Annotated in this window: 22 protein-coding genes; 12 read left to right on the top strand and 10 right to left on the bottom strand. The window is 52.6% G+C overall.

All coding sequences use genetic code 11. From position 1 onward, the window contains the following. Window positions 1-365 precede the first annotated feature (365 nt). From H8K38_RS08100 to H8K38_RS08055, 10 genes are all read left to right on the top strand, one after another. Window positions 366-2,312, top strand: a complete 1,947-nt coding sequence (locus H8K38_RS08100; protein ID WP_186884314.1) for a long-chain fatty acid--CoA ligase — start codon at window positions 366-368, stop codon at window positions 2,310-2,312. 9 nt (window positions 2,313-2,321) lie between these two features. Continuing rightward, a complete protein-coding gene (locus H8K38_RS08095) occupies window positions 2,322-3,110 on the top strand; it encodes an ABC transporter ATP-binding protein (RefSeq protein WP_186884313.1) in 789 nt (262 codons plus the stop codon). Between the two features lie 24 nt (window positions 3,111-3,134). Then, complete coding sequence (locus H8K38_RS08090) at window positions 3,135-4,037, top strand: branched-chain amino acid ABC transporter permease (protein ID WP_186884312.1); 903 nt, start codon at window positions 3,135-3,137, stop codon at window positions 4,035-4,037. 118 nt (window positions 4,038-4,155) lie between these two features. Further along, entirely contained in the window at window positions 4,156-5,214 is a 1,059-nt protein-coding gene (locus H8K38_RS08085) for a branched-chain amino acid ABC transporter permease (RefSeq protein ID WP_186884311.1), read from the top strand. Window positions 5,215-5,296: 82 nt separating this feature from the next. Then, complete coding sequence (locus tag H8K38_RS08080) at window positions 5,297-6,598, top strand: ABC transporter substrate-binding protein (protein ID WP_186884310.1); 1,302 nt, start codon at window positions 5,297-5,299, stop codon at window positions 6,596-6,598. Window positions 6,599-6,667: 69 nt separating this feature from the next. Next, on the top strand, window positions 6,668-7,510 hold the full coding sequence (locus H8K38_RS08075; protein ID WP_186884309.1) for an ABC transporter ATP-binding protein: 843 nt from the start codon (window positions 6,668-6,670) through the stop codon (window positions 7,508-7,510). A 71-nt stretch (window positions 7,511-7,581) separates the two neighbouring features. Continuing rightward, window positions 7,582-8,829 carry a phenylacetate--CoA ligase family protein gene (locus H8K38_RS08070; RefSeq protein WP_186884308.1) on the top strand — a complete coding sequence of 416 codons (1,248 nt, stop codon included), beginning with the start codon at window positions 7,582-7,584 and terminating at the stop codon, window positions 8,827-8,829. A 206-nt stretch (window positions 8,830-9,035) separates the two neighbouring features. After that, on the top strand, window positions 9,036-9,494 hold the full coding sequence (locus H8K38_RS08065; protein ID WP_186884307.1) for a (2Fe-2S)-binding protein: 459 nt from the start codon (window positions 9,036-9,038) through the stop codon (window positions 9,492-9,494). A 13-nt stretch (window positions 9,495-9,507) separates the two neighbouring features. After that, window positions 9,508-11,760 (top strand): xanthine dehydrogenase family protein molybdopterin-binding subunit, encoded by a 2,253-nt coding sequence (locus tag H8K38_RS08060; RefSeq protein ID WP_186884306.1) that lies wholly within the window; start codon window positions 9,508-9,510, stop codon window positions 11,758-11,760. Window positions 11,761-12,235: 475 nt separating this feature from the next. Then, window positions 12,236-12,694, top strand: coding sequence for a cache domain-containing protein (locus H8K38_RS08055; RefSeq protein WP_186884305.1), 459 nt, complete (start codon window positions 12,236-12,238; stop codon window positions 12,692-12,694). A gap of 150 nt (window positions 12,695-12,844) precedes the next feature. On the opposite strand, the gene H8K38_RS08050 is transcribed toward H8K38_RS08055, so the two are convergent. The 3 genes from H8K38_RS08050 to H8K38_RS08040 all read right to left on the bottom strand — a co-directional run bounded on the left by H8K38_RS08050 (window position 12,845) and on the right by H8K38_RS08040 (window position 16,248). Continuing rightward, window positions 12,845-13,624, bottom strand: a complete 780-nt coding sequence (locus H8K38_RS08050) for an EAL domain-containing protein (protein ID WP_186884304.1) — start codon at window positions 13,622-13,624, stop codon at window positions 12,845-12,847. Window positions 13,625-14,010: 386 nt separating this feature from the next. Beyond that, window positions 14,011-15,069: a carbonic anhydrase gene (locus tag H8K38_RS08045; RefSeq protein WP_255422876.1), complete on the bottom strand. Its 1,059-nt coding sequence runs from the start codon at window positions 15,067-15,069 to the stop codon at window positions 14,011-14,013. A 201-nt stretch (window positions 15,070-15,270) separates the two neighbouring features. After that, window positions 15,271-16,248, bottom strand: a complete 978-nt coding sequence (locus tag H8K38_RS08040; RefSeq protein ID WP_186884302.1) for a nitronate monooxygenase family protein — start codon at window positions 16,246-16,248, stop codon at window positions 15,271-15,273. A gap of 159 nt (window positions 16,249-16,407) precedes the next feature. Between H8K38_RS08040 and H8K38_RS08035 the strand changes: the two genes are divergently transcribed. Next, complete coding sequence (locus tag H8K38_RS08035; protein WP_186884301.1) at window positions 16,408-17,049, top strand: TetR/AcrR family transcriptional regulator; 642 nt, start codon at window positions 16,408-16,410, stop codon at window positions 17,047-17,049. Between the two features lie 13 nt (window positions 17,050-17,062). Continuing rightward, on the top strand, window positions 17,063-17,917 hold the full coding sequence (locus tag H8K38_RS08030) for an enoyl-CoA hydratase-related protein (protein ID WP_186884300.1): 855 nt from the start codon (window positions 17,063-17,065) through the stop codon (window positions 17,915-17,917). A gap of 61 nt (window positions 17,918-17,978) precedes the next feature. Here H8K38_RS08030 and H8K38_RS08025 read toward each other — a convergent pair whose 3' ends face one another. The 7 genes from H8K38_RS08025 to H8K38_RS07995 all read right to left on the bottom strand — a co-directional run bounded on the left by H8K38_RS08025 (window position 17,979) and on the right by H8K38_RS07995 (window position 23,693). Next, window positions 17,979-18,899, bottom strand: coding sequence for an MBL fold metallo-hydrolase (locus H8K38_RS08025; RefSeq protein ID WP_255422875.1), 921 nt, complete (start codon window positions 18,897-18,899; stop codon window positions 17,979-17,981). A 22-nt stretch (window positions 18,900-18,921) separates the two neighbouring features. Beyond that, window positions 18,922-19,128: a DUF1289 domain-containing protein gene (locus H8K38_RS08020; protein WP_186884299.1), complete on the bottom strand. Its 207-nt coding sequence runs from the start codon at window positions 19,126-19,128 to the stop codon at window positions 18,922-18,924. Further along, on the bottom strand, window positions 19,125-19,616 hold the full coding sequence (locus H8K38_RS08015; RefSeq protein WP_370587074.1) for a YbaK/EbsC family protein: 492 nt from the start codon (window positions 19,614-19,616) through the stop codon (window positions 19,125-19,127). The genes H8K38_RS08020 and H8K38_RS08015 overlap by 4 nt, the downstream gene beginning before the upstream one ends. Before the next feature lie 118 nt (window positions 19,617-19,734). Continuing rightward, the gene (locus tag H8K38_RS08010) at window positions 19,735-20,061 is read right to left on the bottom strand and encodes a PilZ domain-containing protein (RefSeq protein ID WP_186884297.1); all 327 of its coding nucleotides are present in this window, start codon (window positions 20,059-20,061) and stop codon (window positions 19,735-19,737) included. A gap of 107 nt (window positions 20,062-20,168) precedes the next feature. Then, on the bottom strand, window positions 20,169-21,446 hold the full coding sequence (locus tag H8K38_RS08005) for a TIGR03862 family flavoprotein (protein ID WP_186884296.1): 1,278 nt from the start codon (window positions 21,444-21,446) through the stop codon (window positions 20,169-20,171). Between the two features lie 130 nt (window positions 21,447-21,576). Beyond that, window positions 21,577-23,010, bottom strand: a complete 1,434-nt coding sequence (locus tag H8K38_RS08000) for an ATP-binding protein (RefSeq protein WP_186884295.1) — start codon at window positions 23,008-23,010, stop codon at window positions 21,577-21,579. Continuing rightward, window positions 23,007-23,693, bottom strand: coding sequence for a response regulator transcription factor (locus H8K38_RS07995; protein WP_186884294.1), 687 nt, complete (start codon window positions 23,691-23,693; stop codon window positions 23,007-23,009). The genes H8K38_RS08000 and H8K38_RS07995 overlap by 4 nt, the downstream gene beginning before the upstream one ends. Between the last annotated feature and the right edge of the window lie 109 nt (window positions 23,694-23,802).

Here is a 23,802-nt window from a genome sequence, read left to right as displayed (position 1 = left end):
CAGCGGGTACAAATAACTAGTATCTGATCAACAAAAAATTATTCAGAACTGACGCAGAATCGTCCAGCGCGTTGCCACACTGCACACTGACTTGCTGGAATAAATGACGTCAGTCCTGATGGAGACATTGTAAGCGAGCTGACATGCAATCGAGCCACTTAAACACCGTTGATTGCTATACGCAGACCGGTATCGACAATGCCAGACAGTTTCAATAGCCGCAGATAACACCTGCAGTAAGTCTGATGTAAGACGTAGTGCAGAAACTCATAAAAAAAAGTAGCAATCATACTGGCTGCTTAAACGATCAAAGTATCGTACAGCTGACCAGACAGGCCAATACAAATAAGGCTGGTGGTGGAGACATGACAAAGACAGAGAACACAACGTTCCCGAGATTATTGCTGGAACACGGAAAAACGCGCCCGCAACATCCGGCGTTCCGTGAAAAAGATCTGGGCATCTGGCAAACCTGGAACTGGCAACAGGTCAACGACGAAGTGCGCGCGCTCGCCTGCGGTCTGGCGGCACAAGGGTTTCAGCGCGGCATGAACCTCGCGATTATCGGCGACAACCGGCCGCGTCTTTACTGGGCGATGATGGCAGCGCAATGTCTCGGTGGTATCCCTGTGCCCTTGTATCAGGACGCGCCGGCTGCCGATATGGCGTATGTACTTGAGAATGCCGAGATCGTTTTTGCGATTGTCGAAGATCAGGAACAGGTCGATAAATTACTCGACATCAAACAACAATATGCGGGCATACAACACATCTGCTTTGAAGATGAACGCGGCATGCGGCATTACCACCAGCCCGAACTGAGTTCTTACGCCGCCTTGCAAGAAGCCGGGCGCATGTATGACCGTACCCACCCTGAATTTTTCATGCATCAGATCGAACTCGGTCAGCCAGAAGACACTGCCGTCATGCTGTACACCTCAGGCACCACCGGTAAGCCGAAAGGCGTATGCCAGAGTCATCGCTCATTCATGACCGCTGCTGTCGGCGGTGCAGGCTTTGATCACCTGAGTGCCGACGAAGATATACTTTCCTATCTGCCGATGGCATGGGTCGGCGATCACTTGTTTTCATTTGCGCAGGCGCTGGTCACCGGCTTTACTGTGAACTGCCCGGAATCCAGCGAAACCGTGCTGACCGATCTGCGTGAAGTCGGCCCTACGTATTATTTTGCACCGCCACGCGTGTTTGAAAACATGCTGACCACCGTCATGATACGCATGGAAGATGCAGGCGCTGTCAAACAACATCTGTTTCAGTATTACATGGAAATCGCCCGCCAATATGGCTCCGACATTCTCGACGGCAAACCGGTTTCTGCGTTAGCCAGACTCAATTACCGCATCGGCGAATTTCTGATTTACGGGCCGCTGAAAAATGTACTCGGTTTATCCCGCGTCAGGGTCGCTTATACCGCTGGTGCCGCGATTGGCCCTGATCTGTTCCGTTTCTATCGCTCTATCGGCATCAATCTGAAGCAGTTGTATGGCTCGACCGAAACCTGTGCCTACGTTTGCCTGCAACCGGATGGCAACATCAAATTTGACAGCGTCGGTCAGGCTGCACCCGGCGTGGAAGTGACGCTGGCAGACAATGGTGAAGTGCTGGTGAAATCGAGTGCCATGCTGACCGGTTACTACAAACGGCCGGATGCCACCGCCGAAGTCATCGATGAACAGGGCTATTTCCATACCGGTGATGCCGGCATTTTTGACACCGAAGGACATCTGAAAATCATCGACCGCGCAGCAGATGTCGGCAAGCTCACCAACGGCGATATCTTTGCGCCGAACTACATCGAAAACAAACTCAAATTCTTCCCTTTCATTAAAGAAGTCGTTGCCTTCGGTCATGACAGAAACCATGTCTGCACCTTCATTAACATTGATATGGAAGCCGTAGGTAACTGGTCAGAACGACGCGGCATCGCGTATTCCGGTTACACCGATCTGGCCGCAAAAGCCGAGACGTATCAGCTCATCATGTCGTGCATAGAAAAAGTGAATGCCGATCTGGCCAATGAAACGCTGATGGCAGGTACACAGATACATCGCTTCCTGATCCTGCATAAAGAACTTGACCCTGACGACGATGAGCTGACCCGCACACGCAAAGTCCGTCGCAAATTTATTGCAGAAAAATATGCGGTGCTGATAGAAGCTTTGTATTCAGCCAAACGCTCGCAATACATAGAAACGCAAGTCAAATTTGAAGATGGCCGTCAGGGTACTGTCAGTGCGGATCTGCACATCAGTGATGTCAAGACATTTGCTGCCCAGCAGCATGCGGCATAAGGAACAGCAATGACCAATAACAGAAAAACCGGTGAAGTCATTCTTGATTTGCAAGGCATTTCCTTGTCGTTTGGTGGCGTCAAAGCGCTGACAAATATTTCGTTCAACGTCAAAGAACACGAAATCCGCGCGATTATCGGCCCGAACGGTGCAGGTAAAAGCTCGATGCTGAATGTGATCAATGGCGTCTACCGGCCACAGGAAGGGCAGATCACCTACCGTGGCCGCCAACGCAAGGATATGAATACCTATGCAGCCGCCAAAAGCGGCATCGCCCGTACGTTTCAGAACATCGCCTTATTTAAAGGCATGAGTGTGCTCGACAACATCATGACGGGGCGTAATCTGAAAATGAAATGTAATTTTCTGATGCAGGCGCTGTATCTCGGGCCTGCACGCAAAGAAGAAATTGCCCACCGTGAAAAGGTCGAAGAAATCATCGATTTTCTGGAAATTCAACACATCCGCAAAACACCAGTCGGACACTTATCTTACGGTCTGCAAAAACGGGTTGAACTCGGTCGCGCGCTTGCCGCTGAACCTGAAATTTTATTGCTGGATGAACCGATGGCAGGCATGAACGTCGAGGAAAAACAGGACATGAGCCGTTTCATCCTTGATGTGAATGATCAGCTCGGCACCACCATCGTTCTGATCGAACATGACATGGGCGTCGTGATGGATATTTCTGACCGGGTTGTCGTGCTGGATTACGGTAAAAAAATCGGCGATGGCACACCGGCAGAAGTGCTGGCAAATCAGGAAGTGATCAATGCCTATCTTGGCGTTGCACACTGACACCACCGTCTTGAGGAAAACAAAATGAATCTCAGTTTCTTCTTTGAAGTGCTCATCGGTGGCTTGCTGTCCGGCGTGATGTATGCACTGGTTGCACTAGGTTTTGTGCTGATCTACAAAGCCTCTGGCGTCTTCAATTTCGCGCAAGGAGCGATGGTGTTTTTTGCCGCCCTGACCTGCGTCGGCCTCAGTGAAAAATTTGATCTGTCGATGTGGGTCGCCATACCGCTGACGATGGCCGTGATGATCGTCTTAGGTCTGGCAATAGAAAGAATCGTCTTGCGGCCACTGGTCAATCAGCCGGAGATCACGCTCTTCATGGCTACCATAGGTCTGACTTTTTTCATCGAAGGGCTGGCGCAATTACTGTGGGGTTCGCAACCGCACAAGCTGACATTGCCGATCGAAGACGTGCCTATCGAATTTTTGATGGAAAAATTCAATATTCTGGTGTCGCAGTTCGATGTGATTGCCGCACTGATCTGCGCCATTCTCGTCACTGGTCTGGCACTGCTGTTTTCCAAAACAAAAATCGGGCGCGCGCTGCGGGCGGTCGCTGACGACCATCAGGCCGCGCTGGCGGTCGGCATTCCGTTGCAACAAATCTGGGGCATCGTCTGGGCAGTTGCCGGGTTTGTTGCGCTGGTGGCGGGCTTACTGTGGGGCGCACGCAATGGGGTGCAGTTTGCATTGACGTTTGTCGCGCTGAAAGCCTTGCCAGTGCTGATTCTGGGCGGTTTCACGTCGGTTCCCGGCGCGATTGTCGGTGGTCTGATTATCGGTGCATCGGAAAAGCTGGCGGAAGTGTATATCGGCCCGCTGGTTGGTGGCGGTATTGAGGGCTGGTTCCCGTATGTGCTGGCATTGTTGTTTTTGCTGGTGAGGCCGGAAGGTTTGTTTGGCGAAAAAATCATACGCAGGATTTAAACAATCTTGTTCTGAGCAAACCCCAATCATATTCTGCCTTACCGGACAAAAATGGCTGGGAAGGCGCATAAATACTAAGATTCATACTAAGACTTATATTAAGACTTAAGGAAGCACTATGTTCTATCGTGAAGCAGGACAATTTAAAACCAGCTATCAGGCAGACAACCAGATATTTCCATTGCGTCAGGACAGAATCGGCGTTGCCCTGTTGCTATGCGCCGCTTTTTTTGCGGTGCCATTGCTCGCCTCTGATTACGCTTTTTCCGCGATCTTTATTCCGTTTCTGATTTTTTCACTGGCGGCATTGGGCCTGAATATTCTGACCGGATATGCCGGACAATTATCGCTGGGTTCAGCTGCGTTCATGGCAGTCGGTGCGTTTGCTTCCTACAATTTCATGCTGCGTGTGCCTGGTATTCCGATCTTGCTGGCGTTTGTACTCGGCGGCATATCAGCGGCGATGGTCGGCATTGCTTTTGGTTTGCCGTCTTTGCGCATACGTGGTTTTTATCTCGCTGCCGCGACGTTGGCAACGCAGTTTTTTGTGGTCTGGTGTCTGACAAAAATTCAATGGTTCACCAATTACAGTTCTTCCGGTGTGATCACCGCGCAGGAAATTGTGATCATGGGCATGAGCTTCAACACACCAGTCAAAAAATATCTGCTGACATTAGGCATCGTCTGCGTGATGGCCTTACTGGCAAAGAATATGGTGCGCTCGAATGTCGGTCGTTCGTGGATGGCGGTGCGTGACATGGACGTGGCAGCGGAAGTCATCGGCTTCCGGTTGATGCGCACCAAGCTGCTGGCATTTGCGGTGTCGTCGTTTTACTGCGGCATCGCGGGCGCGCTGTATGCGTATGCCTATCTGGGTACGGTCGAACCGGAAGCCTACAACCTCGATCTGTCGTTCCGCATCTTGTTCATGATCATCATCGGCGGCGTCGGCTCTATCCTCGGCTCTTTTCTTGGTTCAGCATTTATCGTTTTACTGCCGGTGTTTCTGAATCTGATTGCCCATTTTTTATCGCTACCGACCAACATCGCATCGAATCTCGAATTGATGGTGTTCGGCGCACTGATTATTTTCTTCCTGATTGTTGAACCACATGGCCTTGCACGTTTGTGGCAGATCACGAAAGAAAAACTGAGACTGTGGCCTTTCCCTCATTAAGTTTTTACCGTCGTCGTTTTTTATTAATACAGAGCGCCATGCTGAAGGCGTCGTTCTACCCATCCAACCAACAGGAGACAACATGAAACTGATGAAATCAATACTACTGGCATCGGCAATGATAGGTGCAGTGAATGTCGCACAGGCAGATGACCAGTACATTCCACTGCTCTCATACCGCGTCGGCCCTTATGCGGCGGGTGGCTCCGGTTTTTATGGCGGCGTCATCGATTACTTCAATCTGATCAATGCCAAAGGCGGACTCAATGGCGTCAAGATTACCTGGGAAGAGTGCGAGACTGAATACAATGCCTCGCGCGGCGTTGAATGTTATGAACGATTGAAAAAATCCCAGGGCGGCGCATCATTAGTCGAGCCGCTGTCCACCGGCATTGCTTACGGCATTCTGGATCGCGTTGCCGAAGATAAAATTCCGATGACGACACTGGGCTATGGTCGTTCCGATGCGGCTAACGGCAAAGTGTTTCCGTATATTTTCCCGCTAATCACCAGCTACTGGAATCAGGCTGCGGCGATGACGAAATATCTGGGTGATAAATCCGGCGGTCTGGATAAACTCAAAGGGAAAAAAATCGTTCATCTGTATCACGATTCTGCTTTTGGTAAAGAGCCGATTCCGGTACTGGAAGCGCAGGCAAAACAATATGGCTTTGAGCTGATCAAAATCCCGGTCGCACATCCGGGCAATGAGCAGCAATCGCAATGGTTGCAGATCCGTCAGGCCAATCCTGATTATGTGATTCTGTGGGGCTGGGGCGTGATGAATGCGGTCGCGATTAAAACGGCGCAGCGTAATGGCTATTCGCGTGAAAAAATGCTGGGCGTCTGGTGGGCAGGCTCAGAGGAAGACGCAGTGCCTGCAGGTGATGCTGCAAAAGGCTACACCTCGATGACCTTTAACACGCCGGGCAATTATCCTGTACTCGATGAATTGCGCAATAAAGTCTATGCGGCAGGCAAAGGCAATCTCAGCGACAAATCCCGTATCGGTTCTGTCTATCACATGCGCGGTGTGACAGCAGCTATCCTGTGGTCAGAAGCGATTCTGAAAGCCCAGGAAAAATACGGTAAAGGCAAGCAGATGACTTCCGAGCAGATTCGCTGGGGTTTTGAAAATCTGAATGTCGATGAAGCACGTCAGAAAACCCTCGGTGCGCTTGGCATGTTCCCACCGGTGAAAACCTCGTGTGAAGACCATGAAGGTTCAGGTGCCGTCAAAGTGCAGCAATGGACTGGCGACAAGTGGAAAGCCATCACGCCGAACTGGGTTGTTGGTGATAAAGCGCTGACCCGGGCGATGCTGGAGGAATCTTCGAACAAATATGCCGCAGAGAAAAAAATCACACCGGCTTGTCTAAAGTAATTTTTCCTGAATCAGGAGATATCCGGCAACGGATATCTCTGTTACGCCGACCGTCAATACAGGCATATTATGAGCATACACTCCATTTCGTCTGAGAGCGCAATCAACAACCCCGCCTATCTCAGCGTCAACAATATCGAAGTGATTTACGATCACGTGATTCTGGTATTGAAAGGCATTTCCCTGCAAGTACCACAAGGAAAAATTGTCGCGCTGCTGGGTGCGAATGGCGCTGGAAAATCGACCACGCTGAAAGCCATTTCCACTCTGCTGAAAAATGAACGTGGCGACATCACCAAGGGCGACATTACGTTTCAGGGACAACGTGTCGATCATCTGACGCCGAACGAACTGGTGAAACGCGGCCTGTCGCAAGTGATGGAAGGACGGCATTGTTTCGGCCATTTAAGCGTGGAAGAAAATCTGCTGACAGGCGCCTACACACGCAAGCTCAGCCGGGCTGACCTGAAAGCAGAACTGGAAAAGGTCTATCACTACTTCCCGCGCCTGCGTGAACGCCGCCATTCGCAAGCCGGCTATACCTCGGGTGGCGAACAGCAGATGTGCGCGATAGGCCGGGCGTTGATGGCCAAGCCCAGCATGATTTTGCTGGATGAACCGTCGATGGGTATTGCGCCGCAACTGGTGGAAGAAATCTTTGAGATCGTCAAAAGCCTGAATCAGCAAGAACAGGTTTCTTTCTTACTGGCCGAACAAAACACCAATATCGCGCTGCGCTATGCCGACTTCGGTTACATCCTGGAAAACGGTCGCGTCGTGATGGAAGGTGATGCCAGCGATCTCGCCAGTAATGAAGACGTCAAAGAATTTTATCTCGGTGTGTCTGGTGCCGGTCGCAAGAGTTTCCGCGACATGAAATTTTATCGTCGTCGCAAGCGCTGGCTGGCATAGCCGTACACAACAACATATCGTAAAACATCGCAGAACATCGGCCTCCCCTTTCCTATTACGAAGAGAACGTCATGATTGAATATCTGGACGCGCTGGAAACCCGCACCCCGCACAGCCGCGAGCAGGCGCTGATGCAGCGGCTGCCATTACTGATTGCACAGGCAAAGACTGCCGCAGGATGGGCAACGATACTGAAAGATGTGCCGGCAAATGACATCAACACTCGGCAAGCGCTCGCGCAGTTACCGGTGACGCGCAAATCAGATCTCAAAACCTTGCAGCAGCAACAGTTGCCATTCGGTGGATTAACGACCACCGCACCGCGCGGACTAGCCAGGATTTTTATGTCCCCCGGACCGATTTTTGACCCTGAAGGAAAATCGCCGGACTGGTGGCGCTTTGCGCGACCTATGTATGCGGCGGGCTTGCGCAACGGTGATCTGATACAGAATTGTTTTTCCTATCATTTCACCCCGGCGGCATTCATGGTCGAAAGCGCCGCGGCCAAGCTCGGCTGCACCGTGATTCCGGCAGGTATAGGGCAGACGGAAATGCAGGTGCAGGCAATGGCAGAACTGCGTCCGGACGCGTATATCGGCACACCGAGTTTTTTAAAAATTATTCTGGAAAAAGCCGCCGATAGCGGTGCCGATATTTCCAGTATCAAAAAAGCGCTGGTCGGTGCAGAAGCTTTGCCGCCTTCATTGCGCCAATGGCTGAAAGATCACGGCGTGCCGCATGTCTTACAGATGTATGCCAGCGCCGATATCGGCAATATCGCCTATGAAACGATGACCGACGGTGTGCTCAATCCGGGTATGGTGCTGGATGAAGAGATCATTCTCGAAATCGTGCGTCCGGGCACCGGCGATCCTGTCGCTGAAGGTGAAGTCGGTGAAATTGTCGTGACTTCGTTCAACCCGGATTACCCGCTGATACGTTTCGCGACCGGCGATATGTCCGCGATCCTGCCCGGCATTTCGCCATGCGGCCGCACCAATCAACGCATCAAAGGCTGGATGGGACGTGCCGATCAGACCACCAAGGTCAAAGGTATGTTCGTCCATCCGTCGCAGATCGCGGAAGTTGTTAAACGCCATCCGCAAGTGCAAAAAGCGCGTTTGGTCGTCAGCGGCGAAATGGCGAATGACGTCATGACCTTGCATTGCGAAACGGCAGACCGCAGTGATGCACTGCAAGCCAGTATCATCGCCAGTTTGCGCGATGTGACCAAATTGCGTGGCGAGGTACTGTTTGTAGCGGCAGGCAGTCTGCCGAATGATGGCAAAGTGATCGACGACACACGCCGCTATGAATGAGGCGCTCTGAACTGCTGATTACGCAGAATTTAAGACACACGACACTGATTGTTCACCTGTTGAGGGCGCTAAACAGCGCCCTTTTTTTCGCTCCCGCGCAGAAAAGTTCAAAATATCCTATAGTGCACGGCAAAGCGCATCCGCACGGAACGCTTTTTTGCCCGTTTTTAATATTCCCTACCCTCATCTGGCCGGAGACCCATTCCATGACGACGCTCGATATCAATAGCAAACAACATCAGGTGGACGTTGATCCATCCACGCCCGTACTGTGGGCATTACGTGACGCACTGGGTCTGACCGGTACAAAATTCGGTTGCGGTCAGGCGCTGTGCGGCGCCTGTACTGTTCACGTCAACGGTCAGGCGACACGCTCGTGTGTAACGCCAGTTTCCGCGGTCGCCGGACAGAAAATCACGACGATTGAAGCCATAGGCAACGACAAAGTCGGCAAAGCGGTGCAGGCAGCATGGATCAAACACGATGTCGCCCAATGCGGTTACTGCCAGAGCGGCCAGATCATGAGCGCCACGGCTTTGCTTAAAACCAATAAAAAGCCTGCCGATGCCGACATCGATGCGGCAATGGCGGGCAATATCTGCCGCTGCGGCACCTATGTACGCATCCGCGCGGCGATTCACGATGCTGCCAGCATGCTGGCTTAATCAGGAGAAGACCATGCATTTTGAATCTCATCATCTGGACATGCCGAAACACCTACTGGCACTTACAGAAAAAAATCTGCCGCAAACAGAACACTTACCGCGTCGTACTTTCCTAAAAATTGCCGGTGCTTCTGGCTTTGCACTGGGTTGCTACCCTTTGCTGGCAAGCGCGGCTGACAGCAAGACAGATGCAGCGGCACAGGCCGCCAGCGCATTAAAGCCGACGCAACAACCTGGTGCTTTCGTCAGCATAGACAAAAATGGCATCGTCACCGTCACCATTAACCGTCTCGATTTTGGTCAGGGCGTGCAAACCGGCCTGCCATTGATACTCGCTGAAGAACTCGATGCCGACTGGTCGAAAGTCCGCAGCGTACACGGCACCAATAACCCTGCTTATGCAGACCCGGCCTACGGTATTCACCTGACTGGCGGCTCTAACTCCATCAAGCACTCATACACCCAATATCGCGAACTCGGTGCCCGCACCAAAGCCATGCTGGTGAATGCCGCGGCAGCACAATGGAAAGTCGATGCCGCTGGTTTAGTCACTGAAAACGGCTTCGTCGTCGGCCCTGGCGGTAAAAAACTCAGTTACGGCGAACTCGCAGAAGCAGCGATGCAACAAACTGTGCCGGAAACCGTGGTGCTCAAAGATCCGAAACAATTCAAACTGATCGGCAAACCGATCGGGCGTCTGGATGCAAAAGCCAAATCCACCGGCACGCAAGACTACGGCATCGACGCGCATCTTCCCGGCATGCTGACTGCCGTGATCGCCCGCCCACCGGTATTCGGCGCAAAAATAAAATCCGTCGATGACAGTGCCGCCAAAGCGATCAAAGGCGTGCAGGCAGTACTGCGCATTCCTGGCGACCGTGGTGGCGAATCTGTCGCCATCATTGCGAATGGCTACTGGCCGGCAAAGCAAGGCCGCGATGCGCTGAAAATAGAATGGGATACCAGCGCCGTTGAAAAAGTCGACAGCGTGGCGCAATTAGCGAGCTACAAAGCGCTGGCGAAACAAGCCGGCAATCAGAAATACAAAGACGATATTTCTGCGCTGGCAACCGCGCCGCATCAGATCAAAGCCGAGTTCGTATTCCCGTATCTGGCACATACGCCGATGGAGCCACTGAATTGCACCGTCGCGATTAAAGGCGATAGCGCAGAAGTATGGACAGGCACGCAGATGCCGGGTTTCGATGGCTTGGCTGCTGCAAAAATACTCGGTATTGCCCCTGAAAAAGTGCTGGTACACACACTGATGGCAGGTGGTGGCTTCGGTCGCCGTGGCGTCACCACCAGCGATTACGTCAGCGAAGCCTGTCAGGTTGCTAAGGCCGCACAGAGCGCAGGTCTGACAGCGCCGGTACGCACTTTATGGAGCCGCGAAGACGACGTCAAAGGCGGCTACTACCGTCCTATGCATCTGCACACCGCGCATCTGGGCTTTGATGCGAGCGGCAATATCCTCGGCTGGGATCATGTGATTGTCGGGCAATCGATCGTTGCCGGTACCTTATTTGAATCTATGATGATCAAAGACGGTATCGACGGTACTGCGGTCGAAGGCATGAAAGAACCGTACACCATGCCAATGCGCCTGACCGTACATCATCCTAAACAGAATGTGCCGGTATTGTGGTGGCGCAGCGTCGGTTCAACGCACACCGCCTTTGTGATGGAAACGCTGATCGACGAAATCGCTGCCACCACAAAGCAAGACCCGGTCGCGTATCGCCTGAAACTCATGGCGGGCAAACATCCGCGTCATGAGGCGGCGCTGCAGATGGCGGTGGAAAAATCCGGCTATGGCAAAAAGAAACTGCCCGCAGGTCAGGCGTGGGGCGTTGCCGTGCATGAGTCTTTTGAATCCGTGGTGGCCTATGTTGTCACTGCCACCATCAAAAACGGCGTGCCGAAACTGCTGACCGCCACCGCTGGCGTGCATTGCAATCTGGCAGTCAACCCTAAGAGCGTGGAAGCACAGGTACAAGGCGGCGCCTTGATGGGTTTATCGATGTGCCTGCCAGGCGCGGCGATCACACTCAAAGACGGCGTGGTCGAACAAAGCAATTTCGGTGATTATGTTGTGCCACGGATTACCGACATGCCAAAAGTTGCCGTGCATATCGTGCCAAGCGCCGACGCACCAAAAGGTATGGGTGAACCCGGCTTGCCGCCACTCGCCCCGGCGTTTGCGAATGCGCTGGCACGCCTGAGCGGAAAAAGGCTACGCGAATTGCCATTTAAACTGGCATAAATCATCCGACCGCAGAAATAAGCGAGCTGACAGCACTCTGTATCAGCTCTTATTTCTACCCAAAAAAACGGCGCATCGGCTAACTCAGCGATGCGCCGTTTTTCTATTTATTCACATCACTTTCGGCGAATATTCCACGACGTAAAAAATCTCACGCAGGTCGCTATTAAATTTGATTCTGGATCAGGTTTTTCCGCTTGTCGCTGCCAGTAGCGGAATGAGTATGGGATTCCAACGATGACCAAAGCATCACGCAGAAAAAATTTCAATCCTGAGATACTTTTTCTTTGCGAAAACGCGACGTTAACATGCAAAAACAGAGCGACAGCCGTAGCACCTGAAGTAAGATCATTCATGCCCTCTGGGTAATCGTGGCAAGCTGATTACGAACAGGCATCTGAGCTGCTGAAGTCTGGCAACGTGCTCAGTATTTTTAAAAAAATAAATCTTAAATATCTAAACCGGAGACAAGTTTATGCGTGCAATATTGAAATTTTTTACTTTTGCTTTTTTCTCTTTGTTCATCAGCCAGCCGGTAATGGCGGCGGAACATGGGACGCAGCAGGAAGCGGAAGCCTTGGTTAAAAAAGCGATAGCCTATCTGAAGGCGAATGGTCAGGAAAAAGCGCTGGCCGAATTCAATAATCCTAAAGGCAGTTTCGTCGATCGTGATTTGTATATCTGGGTCACTGAACTGAATGGCAAAGCACTGGCACACGGTGCGAATGCACGTCTGGTCGGCAAAGATTTACGCAGTCTGCGCGATGTCGATAACAAGGCATTTGTTGAAGAAGTATTGGCCGGCGTCGCAACCAAAGGAAAAGGCTGGGTGGATTACAAGTGGCCAAATCCAACCACCAAGGCCATCGAGCAGAAATCCACTTATTATGAAAAAGCAGGCGATCTGGTTTTCGCTTGCGGTGTTTATAAATAATCTGTCGCGACCGCAATATCATCCCGTGTGACGCAGCATATCTGAGATAAAAATGGCGCATGAACCAGTTCAGTCATGCGCCATTTTTCCGTGTTTTTTAAGCATTTCCTGGCACTCAGTTCAGGAACCAGATCAGCAGTAACCGCCAGCTTAATCCCAGGCGTCAGGATCGATCACGCCGATTGCGCGAAATGCCGGTTTGCAGAATAAATATCCTTGCATTAGCTCGATACCAGCAGCGCGCAGAAAGTCGCGCTCCGCTTTGGTTTCTATGCCTTCGGCCAGTACGCGCACATTCAAGCCGGCACAGATCGCCACAATGCCGTGCACGATCACTTGTTTAGGCTTGCTGGTGTCGATATTGCGGATCAGATCCATATCGATTTTGACAATGTCCGGCTGATATTCTGACAGCAGATTCAAACCTGCATAACCAGCACCGAAATCATCGATCGCGGTACGGAAACCGAAGCGACTGTATTCGCGGAAAATGTTGACCAGATGTGGCCGGTCATCGACCCGCTCACCTTCGGTCACTTCAAAAATAATACGCTCGATAGGAAACTGATAGCGCTGCGCCGCTTCAAACGTGCTGCGTATGCAAGCGGCTGGCTGATAGACCGCGTTTGGCAGAAAATTGATCGACAAATATTCCTGCAAACCGAGTTCTGCTGCGCCGCGGATCGCTTCTACCCGGCACGCCTGATCAAATGAATAGCGATTTTCATCCGTCACTTTAGACAACACAGAAAAAGCCGATTCGCCATTCGGCCCGCGCACCAACGCTTCATGCGCGTAGATAGTACGACTGCGCAGATCAACGATGGGCTGGTAAGCAAACGCAATATCAAAATCCAGCTGCTGACCTTCTTTACATTTCTGGCAAGCAGGCGACGGAGTATTGCTCTGAGCGAGAGGATGCAAATTCATATCGAACCTATTTTTTCTGGAGAAAACAGCGCCGCTTCAGACCCGAGATTTGTGGCCTGACATCAGGCTCATCTGATTTTATGTAGAACATGGTACCCCGATTCGGTACGATCGTCATGTAGTCCAATGGGATGCGCGCATCACCGGAAGCACTAAGTTGGTTGTCAGCGACAACGTCAGTCAAGCCATGTCCGCATAAAAAATAAGTGCTGCGGGCTGAATCTGCACAGAGGAATCAGAAATGGTATCTGGCAGGTACGCATAGCCAGGAGCCGTGGACGCGTGGTGGGACGTAAAATATACTCCCCCCAGTATATTTTGAAGCCCTTTATTCTCAAGGAGATTAGGGGTATTTGTATAAAATAAGGGGGGAGTATGCTGAATTCTCAGCGAGATTCTTTAATCAGGCGGCCTGCCGTTTTTTGCAGAGGGCGGGCATTCATCGGATACAGGCGACCGAAAATCGCGATCTGTTCAGAGGAAATTTCCACGGTTTCTTTCATCACCATCCACAACACTTCTTCGCTGCAGGGTGGCGTGGTGAGCGAGCCCATATAAGTGTAGTAATCGCGTTTCTCTGGTAAGAGCTGATTGATATCAATCGCTGTCGGTGCGGCCAGAGCCAGATTTTTTTCCAGCGGCAAATTGTTCCAGATCTGCTGCACGATATTCTGCGCTTTGCCGCGTTCTAACAATACGGCGACCACCGCCAGTTTGCCGTCAGCATCTTTGTGCACCAGATGCACGACCATATCAAAACTCCGGCCATTGACGCGCTCTTCGGATGGTTTGTGGAAATGGAACTGCAGCAGTTCATAATTACGGCCCATGATGCTGATGTAATTACCCGCCGCAACATTGACCTGTATCGTATGGCCATTATCAATCACATTGAAACCGGATGGCTTGTAATCAAAGTTGATCGGTTCGAGATCGACGCGGATACCGTCACGGATATCGATCGGTGACTGACGATCACCGATATCACATTTCGCGTTTGCCGAGTTGAGCTTGCCCCAGTTGGTCGGGCCGCCTTCGCCATCGTAACTCCAATGCACGGCACCATGTCCACCCATTGCCGCAATAATCGCCGAAGAACCGTGTTCACTTCCTTCTTTCGGTTTGGCTGGCGTTACTTTTCTGACTGGCGCTACATACGCTGGAGAACGAGCAGCGGCGCGGGTTGAGGCGCGTGCCACATCGTCTTTTTCTTTACGCAAAAGGGCGAGACGTTCTGCAATTTTGACCGCCAGCTCATCGGCAGCCATGGCGTCTTTGGCAGCGTCTTTGCTTTCTTTCGACTCTTTTTCTTTGGAAGATTTGCGCGTCTCTTTTTCTTTTTCCTTCGGCGCGGACGCCTCTTCTTTGGCAGAAGCAGATGCCTGTTTAATCGGCTTGGACGGAGGGGATGATGCGTCATTCGCCTGAGCGGAGATCGCAAGCATCAGGGAAATCAGGAGAGCAGAGCAGCGGCGCATAATTAGACGGATTCAGGTCGGGATAGTCTGTTTACGGCCTGCACTGTTTAAACTTGAATTCCGCTTGAATTCCATCAGGCAATTTAACAATCCTCCACAGACTGGCCGACGACAGACATGCTGCGCTTGCCAGTCAGTCATTCTGTCAGTCTGTGGCAGGGTTGCTGCTTACAGCGTCAGCAGACGCGCTTTTGCTGCCTGGTATTCGGCACTGAAGCGCTGTACGACTTCGGCGACACTCGGCGCATCGTCCATCAGACCGACGCCTTGCCCGGCACCCCAGATGTCGCGCCAGGCTTTCGCACCGCTGTTGCCACCGGAACCGAAATTCATTTTGGATTTGTCCGAAACCGGCAGGTTGTCGGGATCAAGCCCGGCGGCAATAATCGATTTTCTGAGGTAGTTGCCATGCACGCCAGTAAACAGATTGGTGTAGACGATATCGGCAGCGCTCGATTCTATGATGGCCTGGCGATAAGCCTCATCCACATTCGATTCCGGCGTCGCCAGCCAGCGTGAACCAATGTACGCAAAATCGGCACCCATTGCCTGTGCCGCCAGAATCGCGTCGCCGGTCGCAATCGAACCGGACAGCGCAATCGGCCCTTTGAAAAATTTGCGGACTTCACCGACCAAAGCAAATGGCGATAAGCCACCGGCATGACCACCAGCGCCAGCGGCGACCAGAATCAGGCCATCAACACCGGCTTCCAGCGCTTTCTGCGCGTGACGGATAGAAATCACATCATGCAGGACGATGCCGCCATAGCTGTGTATCGCATCCAGCATTTCTGGCGGTGGCGCGCGCAGCGACGAGATGATGATGGGAACCTGATGCTTGACGCACACCTCGACATCATGCGCGAGCCGGTCATTCGACTGATGCACGATCTGATTCACGGCAATCGGGCCAACTTTCGCGTCAGGGTTGGCGGCTTTGTAGGCGGCTAATTCATTTTGCAGATCGGTCAGCCAGGTATCGAGCAATTCCGCCGGACGGGCATTCAACGCAGGGAACGAGCCAACGATACCCGCTTTACATTGTGCAGCGACCAGCTTCGGGCCGCTGGCGATAAACATAGGCGAGGCGATAACGGGTAAAGCCAGATTTTGTAAGGCTTTCGGCAGATGAGAGGTACTGGTCATACTGTGGTCTCCGGTGAACAGATCGTAGTGGATATTTTGCTGCTTTTTTTGGTAATTTTTTACATGCCTGATATGATGTTATCAGAAAAAACGTTGTTATTCACAAGCATCAGCGTGAACCAACTCAGAAGCAAGCCCATTCACCATAAAGTGATACCGATGAAACCGAAAGTTGTTGATTTCCGCCAGAGTCAGGAAGCGCTGCGCAGCTCGCTGCGCGAAGGAATGCTGGATGCCGCCAGCCATTTGCTGCAAACCGAAGGCGCTGCCGCGCTGACGGTACGTAAAGTGGCGGAAGCAGTGAATTGCTCGACGACCTTGCTGTATTCGATTTTCGGTGGCAAAGACGGTTTGTCGAATGCGCTGTATCTGGAAGGATTTGAGCGCTTCAAAAGTGAATTTCTGAGCTACGAAGCCACTTTAGCTGACGAGCAAAAAGCCCGCGGCATCCAGCGCTTATGGCTGTATGCGAACAACTATCACGCGTTTGCGCGCCGTTATCCGAGTTATTACATGGTGATGTTTGGCGATGCGATTGCTGGCTTTGTGCCACCGCCGGAATCGCGCCAGGCCGCATGGGAATCGTTCACGCCGCTGATAGCCGAATTTGAACACTGCATGCAAACCGGCAGTCTGCCCGCCTCCAGCCCGAGTGGCGCCGCGCGTCTGTTATGGGCTGCCATGCATGGTGTCATCAGCCTGGAATTGAAAGGTTTTTATCTGAAACAGGAACATGCTGATGAGCTGTTCCAATCTGCTGTACGCGCCGTTTTGATCTCACTTCAACATCCACCTGGCTAAACAAGGAAACACGATGACTTACCAATGTTTTGACTTCAGCATCGATCAGAAAATCGCCCATCTGCGCTTTAATCGTCCCGACAGCCTCAACACCATGCAACCGGTTTTTTTCCGCGAGCTGGTCGAGATACTGCAAAAATTACAGCGTGAAGCATCGGCGCGAGTGCTGATCATTTCATCCACGGGTAAGCATTTCACCGCAGGCATGGCGCTGGACGTATTTTCCGGCAACGGCATCACGCTGGACGATAACAATGCAATCGGCCGCGCCAATATTGCGCTGGTGCTGCAGGATATGCATCAATCGTTCAATCTGATCGAGCAATTGCGTATGCCGGTGATTAGCGCAATTCAGGGCGGCTGCATCGGTGGTGGTGTCGACCTGATCTGCGCCAGCGATATCCGCCTCGCCAGCAAAGAGGCGTTTTTCTGCATACAGGAAATCAATATCGGCATGACGGCCGATCTGGGTACACTGCAACGCCTGCCGAAACTGATCCCGGAAGGCATCGTGCATGAAATGGCGTACACCGGACGCCGTTTACCAGCCCAGCGTGCGCAAGCGGTGGGACTCGTAAACGAGGTGTTTGATACGCAGGAAGCGATGCTGGAAGGTGCGCTGCAAATGGCCAAAGAAATTGCTGAAAAACCGCCAGTAGCGATCTGGGGCAGCAAGCAGGCAATACATTATGCCCGCGATCATTCTACCCACGATGCCTTGCAACAAATGGGCTGGCTGCAATCGGGTATCTGGCAAAGTGCAAATCTGATGGAAGCATTTATGGCAAAACAACAGGGGCGCGCGACGCAATTCGGTGATCTGGCACCGCTGCATCCGTTTACTGAGGCTGACTATCAGTTGAAATAAGAGTTGAAATAAGAGTTGAAATAAGAGTTGAAATAAGTTGAAATAAGCCCGCAGTCAGACCCTAGCGATTATTCAGCAACAGCCCGTCTTCCAGGCGGGCGACGCCAGCGCGTACCAACTCGGCGGCGATCTGTTGCAGCAATTCCTGCGCTGGCATGGCTAGCTGACGGGCGGCAGAACGCATCAGACGGCTGCTGTTGAATTGCAGCAGCGCCTGATCCAGATGCAGCTTTTGCGTATCGAGCAGAATAAACGCGAGCAAGACTTTCAGCGCATTGCGGGCATTACGCTGCGGGTCGGCGCTCAGATAATCCAGCCGCTGACGGGCGCGTTGCAAAGCTCCCTGCACATCGGAGAATGGCGCACCATGACCCGGTATCACCAGCTGCACGTCGAGTTCGCTGATGGTCTGCAAAATGGCCGCTTGTTCGGCAAAGCCGGATTCACCTTCCAACTCAGGAAAAATCACACCAAAGCCGTTTTCCCACAAGGCATCGGCTGAAATCAGTATGCCTTCTTGCGGGCAATACAGAATCATCGAATGCGGATCATGTCCGGGTGCCGCCAGCACCTGCCAGTCGAGTCCGCCCAGCCTCAGCTGATCGCCATCCGCGATACTGCCATCAAAACGAAAAGGAGCACACTGCTGGCCGGTCGCGGCGTAGGTGAGCGCCTCCTCATCCCACGCTGCCACTGCTGGCATGTCAGCGACGGGAATCAGAGTGCGGCAGTCGTAAGTCTGCTGCAGCAAGGCATTGCCGCCGCAATGATCTGAATGTAAATGGGTATTGACCAGCAAATCAAGCGCACGACCTTGCAAGGCATGTTGTAACAGCGCCAGCGTTTGCGGCGCATGGGTCACATAACCGCTGTCCACCAGCGCCGCTGTATCGTCATCCATAAACAGGATATTGTTCGACGACAACCAGCCGCGCTCAAACACACGCATGCTGGCAGGAAGTTGAATAAGCGTGTCTGGCATAGGATTTTTCCCGCTGGCTGGCTTAAAACATCCGTTCTTTCACCTGACGCCAGATCTGCAATTTGACTGGGTTACTGGCCGTGCTCCAGCCTGTCAGTTCGTCTATGGTGCGAAAACAACCGGCACACCAGGCTTTTTTTTCATCCATGCGGCAAACGCCGACGCAGGGTGAGGGAACTGCCTGCTCAGGGCTGGCGGAATCTGGATCGTAGTCGTACAAAATACTCATGTTTGCAAGGCAATATCGGCAACTGGCGCAGCGGTCATGGCGACCAGTTGTTGTGGGGTCAGGCTGAATACAGCGTGCGGATGACCGGCCGCCGCCCAGACTTTAGGGTATTGCAATAAATCCTGATCGATCAGCATCACACTTTTTTGCAGATGACCGACGGGGCACACGCCACCGATCGCATAACCAATCTTTTCGCGGACAAAACGGGCATCGGCTTTCGCTAGCGGCCCGACGATTGCCGCCACTTTTTTCTCGTCAACCCGATTGCTGCCGCTGGCGACCACCATCACCGCCGCATCATCGGCAACCCGACGAAAAACGATGGATTTGGCAATCTCGGCAACGCTGCAGCCTAATCCGGCGGCCGCTTCGGCGGACGTTCTGCCACTTTCAGGCAGCATCACGACCGGCTGATCGTGGCCTAATTCGCGTAACAAACTGGCGACCCGCTGCGCGGTATCCGGAAGAAAATTCTCTGTACTCATAGTCATCTGCTTAGACAAAATTCTGTTATTGGCACGCAGTGTTTATAACACAGCCGCATCTCTGCTGCCGGACATCCGCTGGCGAAACGTAGCAAGGACCTGGCGAGGAAGCTGACGATCAGCCGCCCCAGCTCTCGAGTAAAGGACGGTGTTCAGGCGGATAATCGGTGCACTTCAGACCCGCGCGATAGGCATCGCCGCTGAGTATCGTATATACACAACTGGCTTTAACAACAACCTGCGTACGTGCCGATGCGTCCTTGACACTGGGGATCTCCATCATCATCTGATAAGACTGTTTTTCTTTCAGCATCACGCTGGTTTGCAGTTGTATGCCGGTCGCAGAAAAATTAACGACTTTGGCAGGAACGATATGACCGGGAACAACTTGTATTGCAGCCCGCCACGACACAGGAAGGCGCGGAGTATTTCTGGATTCATTCATAAAGAAACAATGCAACTGATGCAATAACAATTACTATATGGAAACTTTATGAATTGTAACAATGAATCAGAAAAATACTGGCGACAACCTTGCCATGCGCGAGGGTATTAGCGGGCGTCGAGATACTGCATCGCCGCCTGCGCCGCATGGCGGCCGCTGGCAAAGCAGGCGGTCAGCAGATAACCACCGGTAGGTGCTTCCCAATCCAGCATTTCACCGGCACAGAAGACCCCAGGACAAGCACGCAACATGGCGCTGGCATCGAGCACTTCAAAACGGACGCCACCGGCAGTGCTGATCGCTTCATCAATCGGACGTGGTGAAATAAGCCGCAGTGGCAGCTGTTTAATCGTAGCCGCCAGAACATCTGCCTGTTGCATTTGCTCTTTGCTCAACACTTCATGCAGTAAGGCGATTTTCAATGCATCGAGCCCGAGCTTGCTCTGCAAATGACTCGATAAAGAGCGTGAACCGCGCCCTGCGCTGACTTCACTCAGCACACGATCAGCACTTTTATCGGGCAGCAGATCGAGTTCCAGCACCGCATGTCCGCGACGATTGATCTGCTCGCGCAAGGCTGCAGACAAGGCGTAAATCAGGCTGCCTTCAACACCGCCGGCCGTAATCACGAATTGCCCTTTGCGCATACTGGAGCGCACATCGGCATCCTGAGCACGGGCGGCCACCGTCAGCAAAGGCTGACCGGCAAATTTGTTTTTCAGAAAATCTGTCCACGGCACATCAAAGCCGCAATTGGCAGGCTGCAAAGTTGCGATATCAACGCCACGTTGCTGCAATAATGGCACCCAGGCGCCATCAGACCCCAGCCGCGCCCAGCTGGCACCGCCCAGCGCCAGTATCACTGCATCGGCGCTGACATTCAAAACACCCTCAGGCGTCTGAAAACGCAACGTCTGCGGTGCTTCGCCCCAGCCTGTCCAGCGATGCCGCATGTGAAAGCGCACGCCTTGTTCACGTAAACGATGCAACCATGCGCGCAGCAAAGGTGCGGCTTTCATATCCACCGGAAACACCCGGCCAGAACTACCGACAAAAGTCTCTACGCCCAGCCCCTGCGCCCAGGCGCGCAATGCCTGTGCGTCAAACGCTTCCAAGAGCGGCTGCAAATCGGCGGCACGGCTACCGTAACGCTGGATGAACGCAGAAAATTCTTCTGAATGGGTCAGGTTCATGCCGCCCTTACCTGCCAGCAAAAATTTGCGTCCCACCGAAGGCATTGCGTCGTACAGATCCACTTGCACACCTTGCTGCGACAGCGTTTCTGCCGCCATCAGACCTGCAGGGCCGCCACCGATTACGATTACATGAGGTTTACTCGCAGGTGTGGCTGAAGTGGTGGAATGAGGAGCGGATCGGATTGACATGAATAGCTGAACAGGACATGCGCGATGCTGGAAACGCAGACACCGCGCGAGGCATAAAAAGTAGATAGCGGCGACATTTTACGCTGGATACGCCCGCCACAACGCAGCCGGAAAAACTATTACTGCACTATTACTGCGCTGACGGTGTTGGCGGTATTGTTGACTGTATGGCGGGCTGAACCGCAGCAGCGTACAAAGGAAAGACCAGCGTCACACCTAAGCCACGTTCATCCAGCCCCTCAGCCAGCGTCAGCGTCGCATGATGATTGTCGGCGATGCTTTTGACGATCGATAATCCCAGACCGCTGCCCGGAATCGTCGCATCGGACAAGCGCACGAAACGCTGAAATACACGTTCACGCATCTCCTCTGGGATACCGGCGCCGTTATCGGCAATACGCAGATACACGCCATTTTCGGTCTGACCGCAAGAGACTTGCACACGCCCACCCACTGGCGTGTAGCGCAGCGCATTGTCCATCAGATTGCGGAATAAAATCAGTATGCTTTCCGCATGTATCAAGGCAATCCCAGACTGCAGCTCTGCGCTGAAGCTGATTTGCGCTTTTTCTGCCTGCGTCTGCCAACCTGCCATTTGCGGTTGCAGTAAATTCGCCAGATCGGTTTCTTGCAATACCAGGTTTTTGTCGTAGGGTGGCTCCAGCTTTGCCAGCGTCATCAATTGCCCGACCAGCCGGGTCGCACGATCAACGCTGGTGCCTAAGCCCGCTGCGGCCTCTGCCCGCTCATCATCGTTACGTGCGCGCTGTATGACTTGCAGATTGGTTTTAATGGCCGCCAGCGGCGTGCGCAACTCATGCGCGGCATCGGCAGTAAATCGTTGCTCCCGTTCCAGCGTCTGGCTGACACGTTCAAACAATCGGTTAATCGCATGCAGCAAAGGATGGATTTCTGTCGGTGCACCACGCAGGTTCAACTGATGCAAATCTCCCGGCATACGCTGAGAAACCTCGTTCGCCACCGTTTGCAGACTACGGAAGACGCGGTTCACACTCCACCACAAGCCGACGACAAGTAATGGCACCACCAACAAGGCGAACAACATTAATTTATACGCAAAACGGCTGCTGATTTCCTTGCGGTGACTACTCGGTTCGGCGACTTGTATCTGCATATTCTGACGCGCGTTCCAGCTGCTGTATGTGCGCCATTCCTGCCCTTCCATACGTATCCAGCCAAACTGATTATCGCTTTCCAGAGATAAGGACGTGAACGCCGTTTCCGGCGCACCAGCGCTGCGATAGATCAGGCGATGCTGCCCATCCCAGATCTGAAACAACAGATATTTGCTGTGTTTGCCGTCATGTATTTCGGTCAGAGTCGGCGCCGCCATTTCCACATGTTCTTCGAGTTCATGATCGGCCAGCGCCAGCAGCAAATGTCCGGTTTCGGATAAAGACTGGTCAAACAATTCGCGGCTTTCGGTATCGGCATCCAGATACACAACCACGGCGCTGAAGCACCAGATGCTGACCGTCAGCGTCAGTACCAGCGCCAATAAAGTGCGGCGCAGCGACCAGCGTGCGGGCATGCTCATATTCATTGCGCCTCCTCTGGCGCAGTTGCACCGGGCTTATCAATGACGTAGCCCACGGCATGTATCGTGCGAATCAGGTGTTTGCCAAGTTTTTTGCGCAGATGATGAATGTGTACCTGAATTGCATTACTTTCGATTTCTTCGCCCCAGCTATACAGCGTTTCTTCGAGTTGTTCGCGGGTGAGCACCCGACCCAGATGTTCAAATAACATCAGCAGCACCCGGAACTCCTTGGCGGTGAGAACGACAGGAACCGTCTTCACCGTGACCGAACGGGCGGCAATATCCATCACAATGTCACCATGATGAATCACTTCGCGCGTACGCCCGCCGCTACGGCGTGATGCAGAACGGATACGTGCCGCGAGTTCATCAAGATCGAAAGGTTTTATAATAAAGTCATCAGCGCCAGCATCAAGGCCTGCGACACGATCTGCAATCTGTTCGCGTGCCGTGACGATCAGTATCGCTCCGGCAAATCCTGATGCCCGCAGCCGCGTCAGCACCACCATGCCGTCCACCTGAGGCAAGCCGAGATCGAGCAGAATACAAGCATAGTCATGTGTTTTTACCGCAGATAAGGCGCTATCCGCTGTCTGCACCCAGTCAACGGCATAACCGGACTGATCCAGCCCGATTTGTGTCGCCCGACCTAATTGGGGATCATCTTCAACTAATAATATGCGCATTGCATACCTCCTGTGGCCTCCTGTAACTGTCGAATGCATTGTAACGGCGAGTTGTTAAGGAGTTCTTAAGATATTCATTCCAGAATACGTCTATTCAAGCCAAGGGTAC

Source organism: Undibacterium sp. FT79W (genome assembly GCF_014284215.1).
Lineage (GTDB): Bacteria > Pseudomonadota > Gammaproteobacteria > Burkholderiales > Burkholderiaceae_D > Undibacterium > Undibacterium aquatile.
Note: the sequence above shows the minus strand (reverse complement) of the source record. Positions and strands in the feature narration are given on the sequence as shown.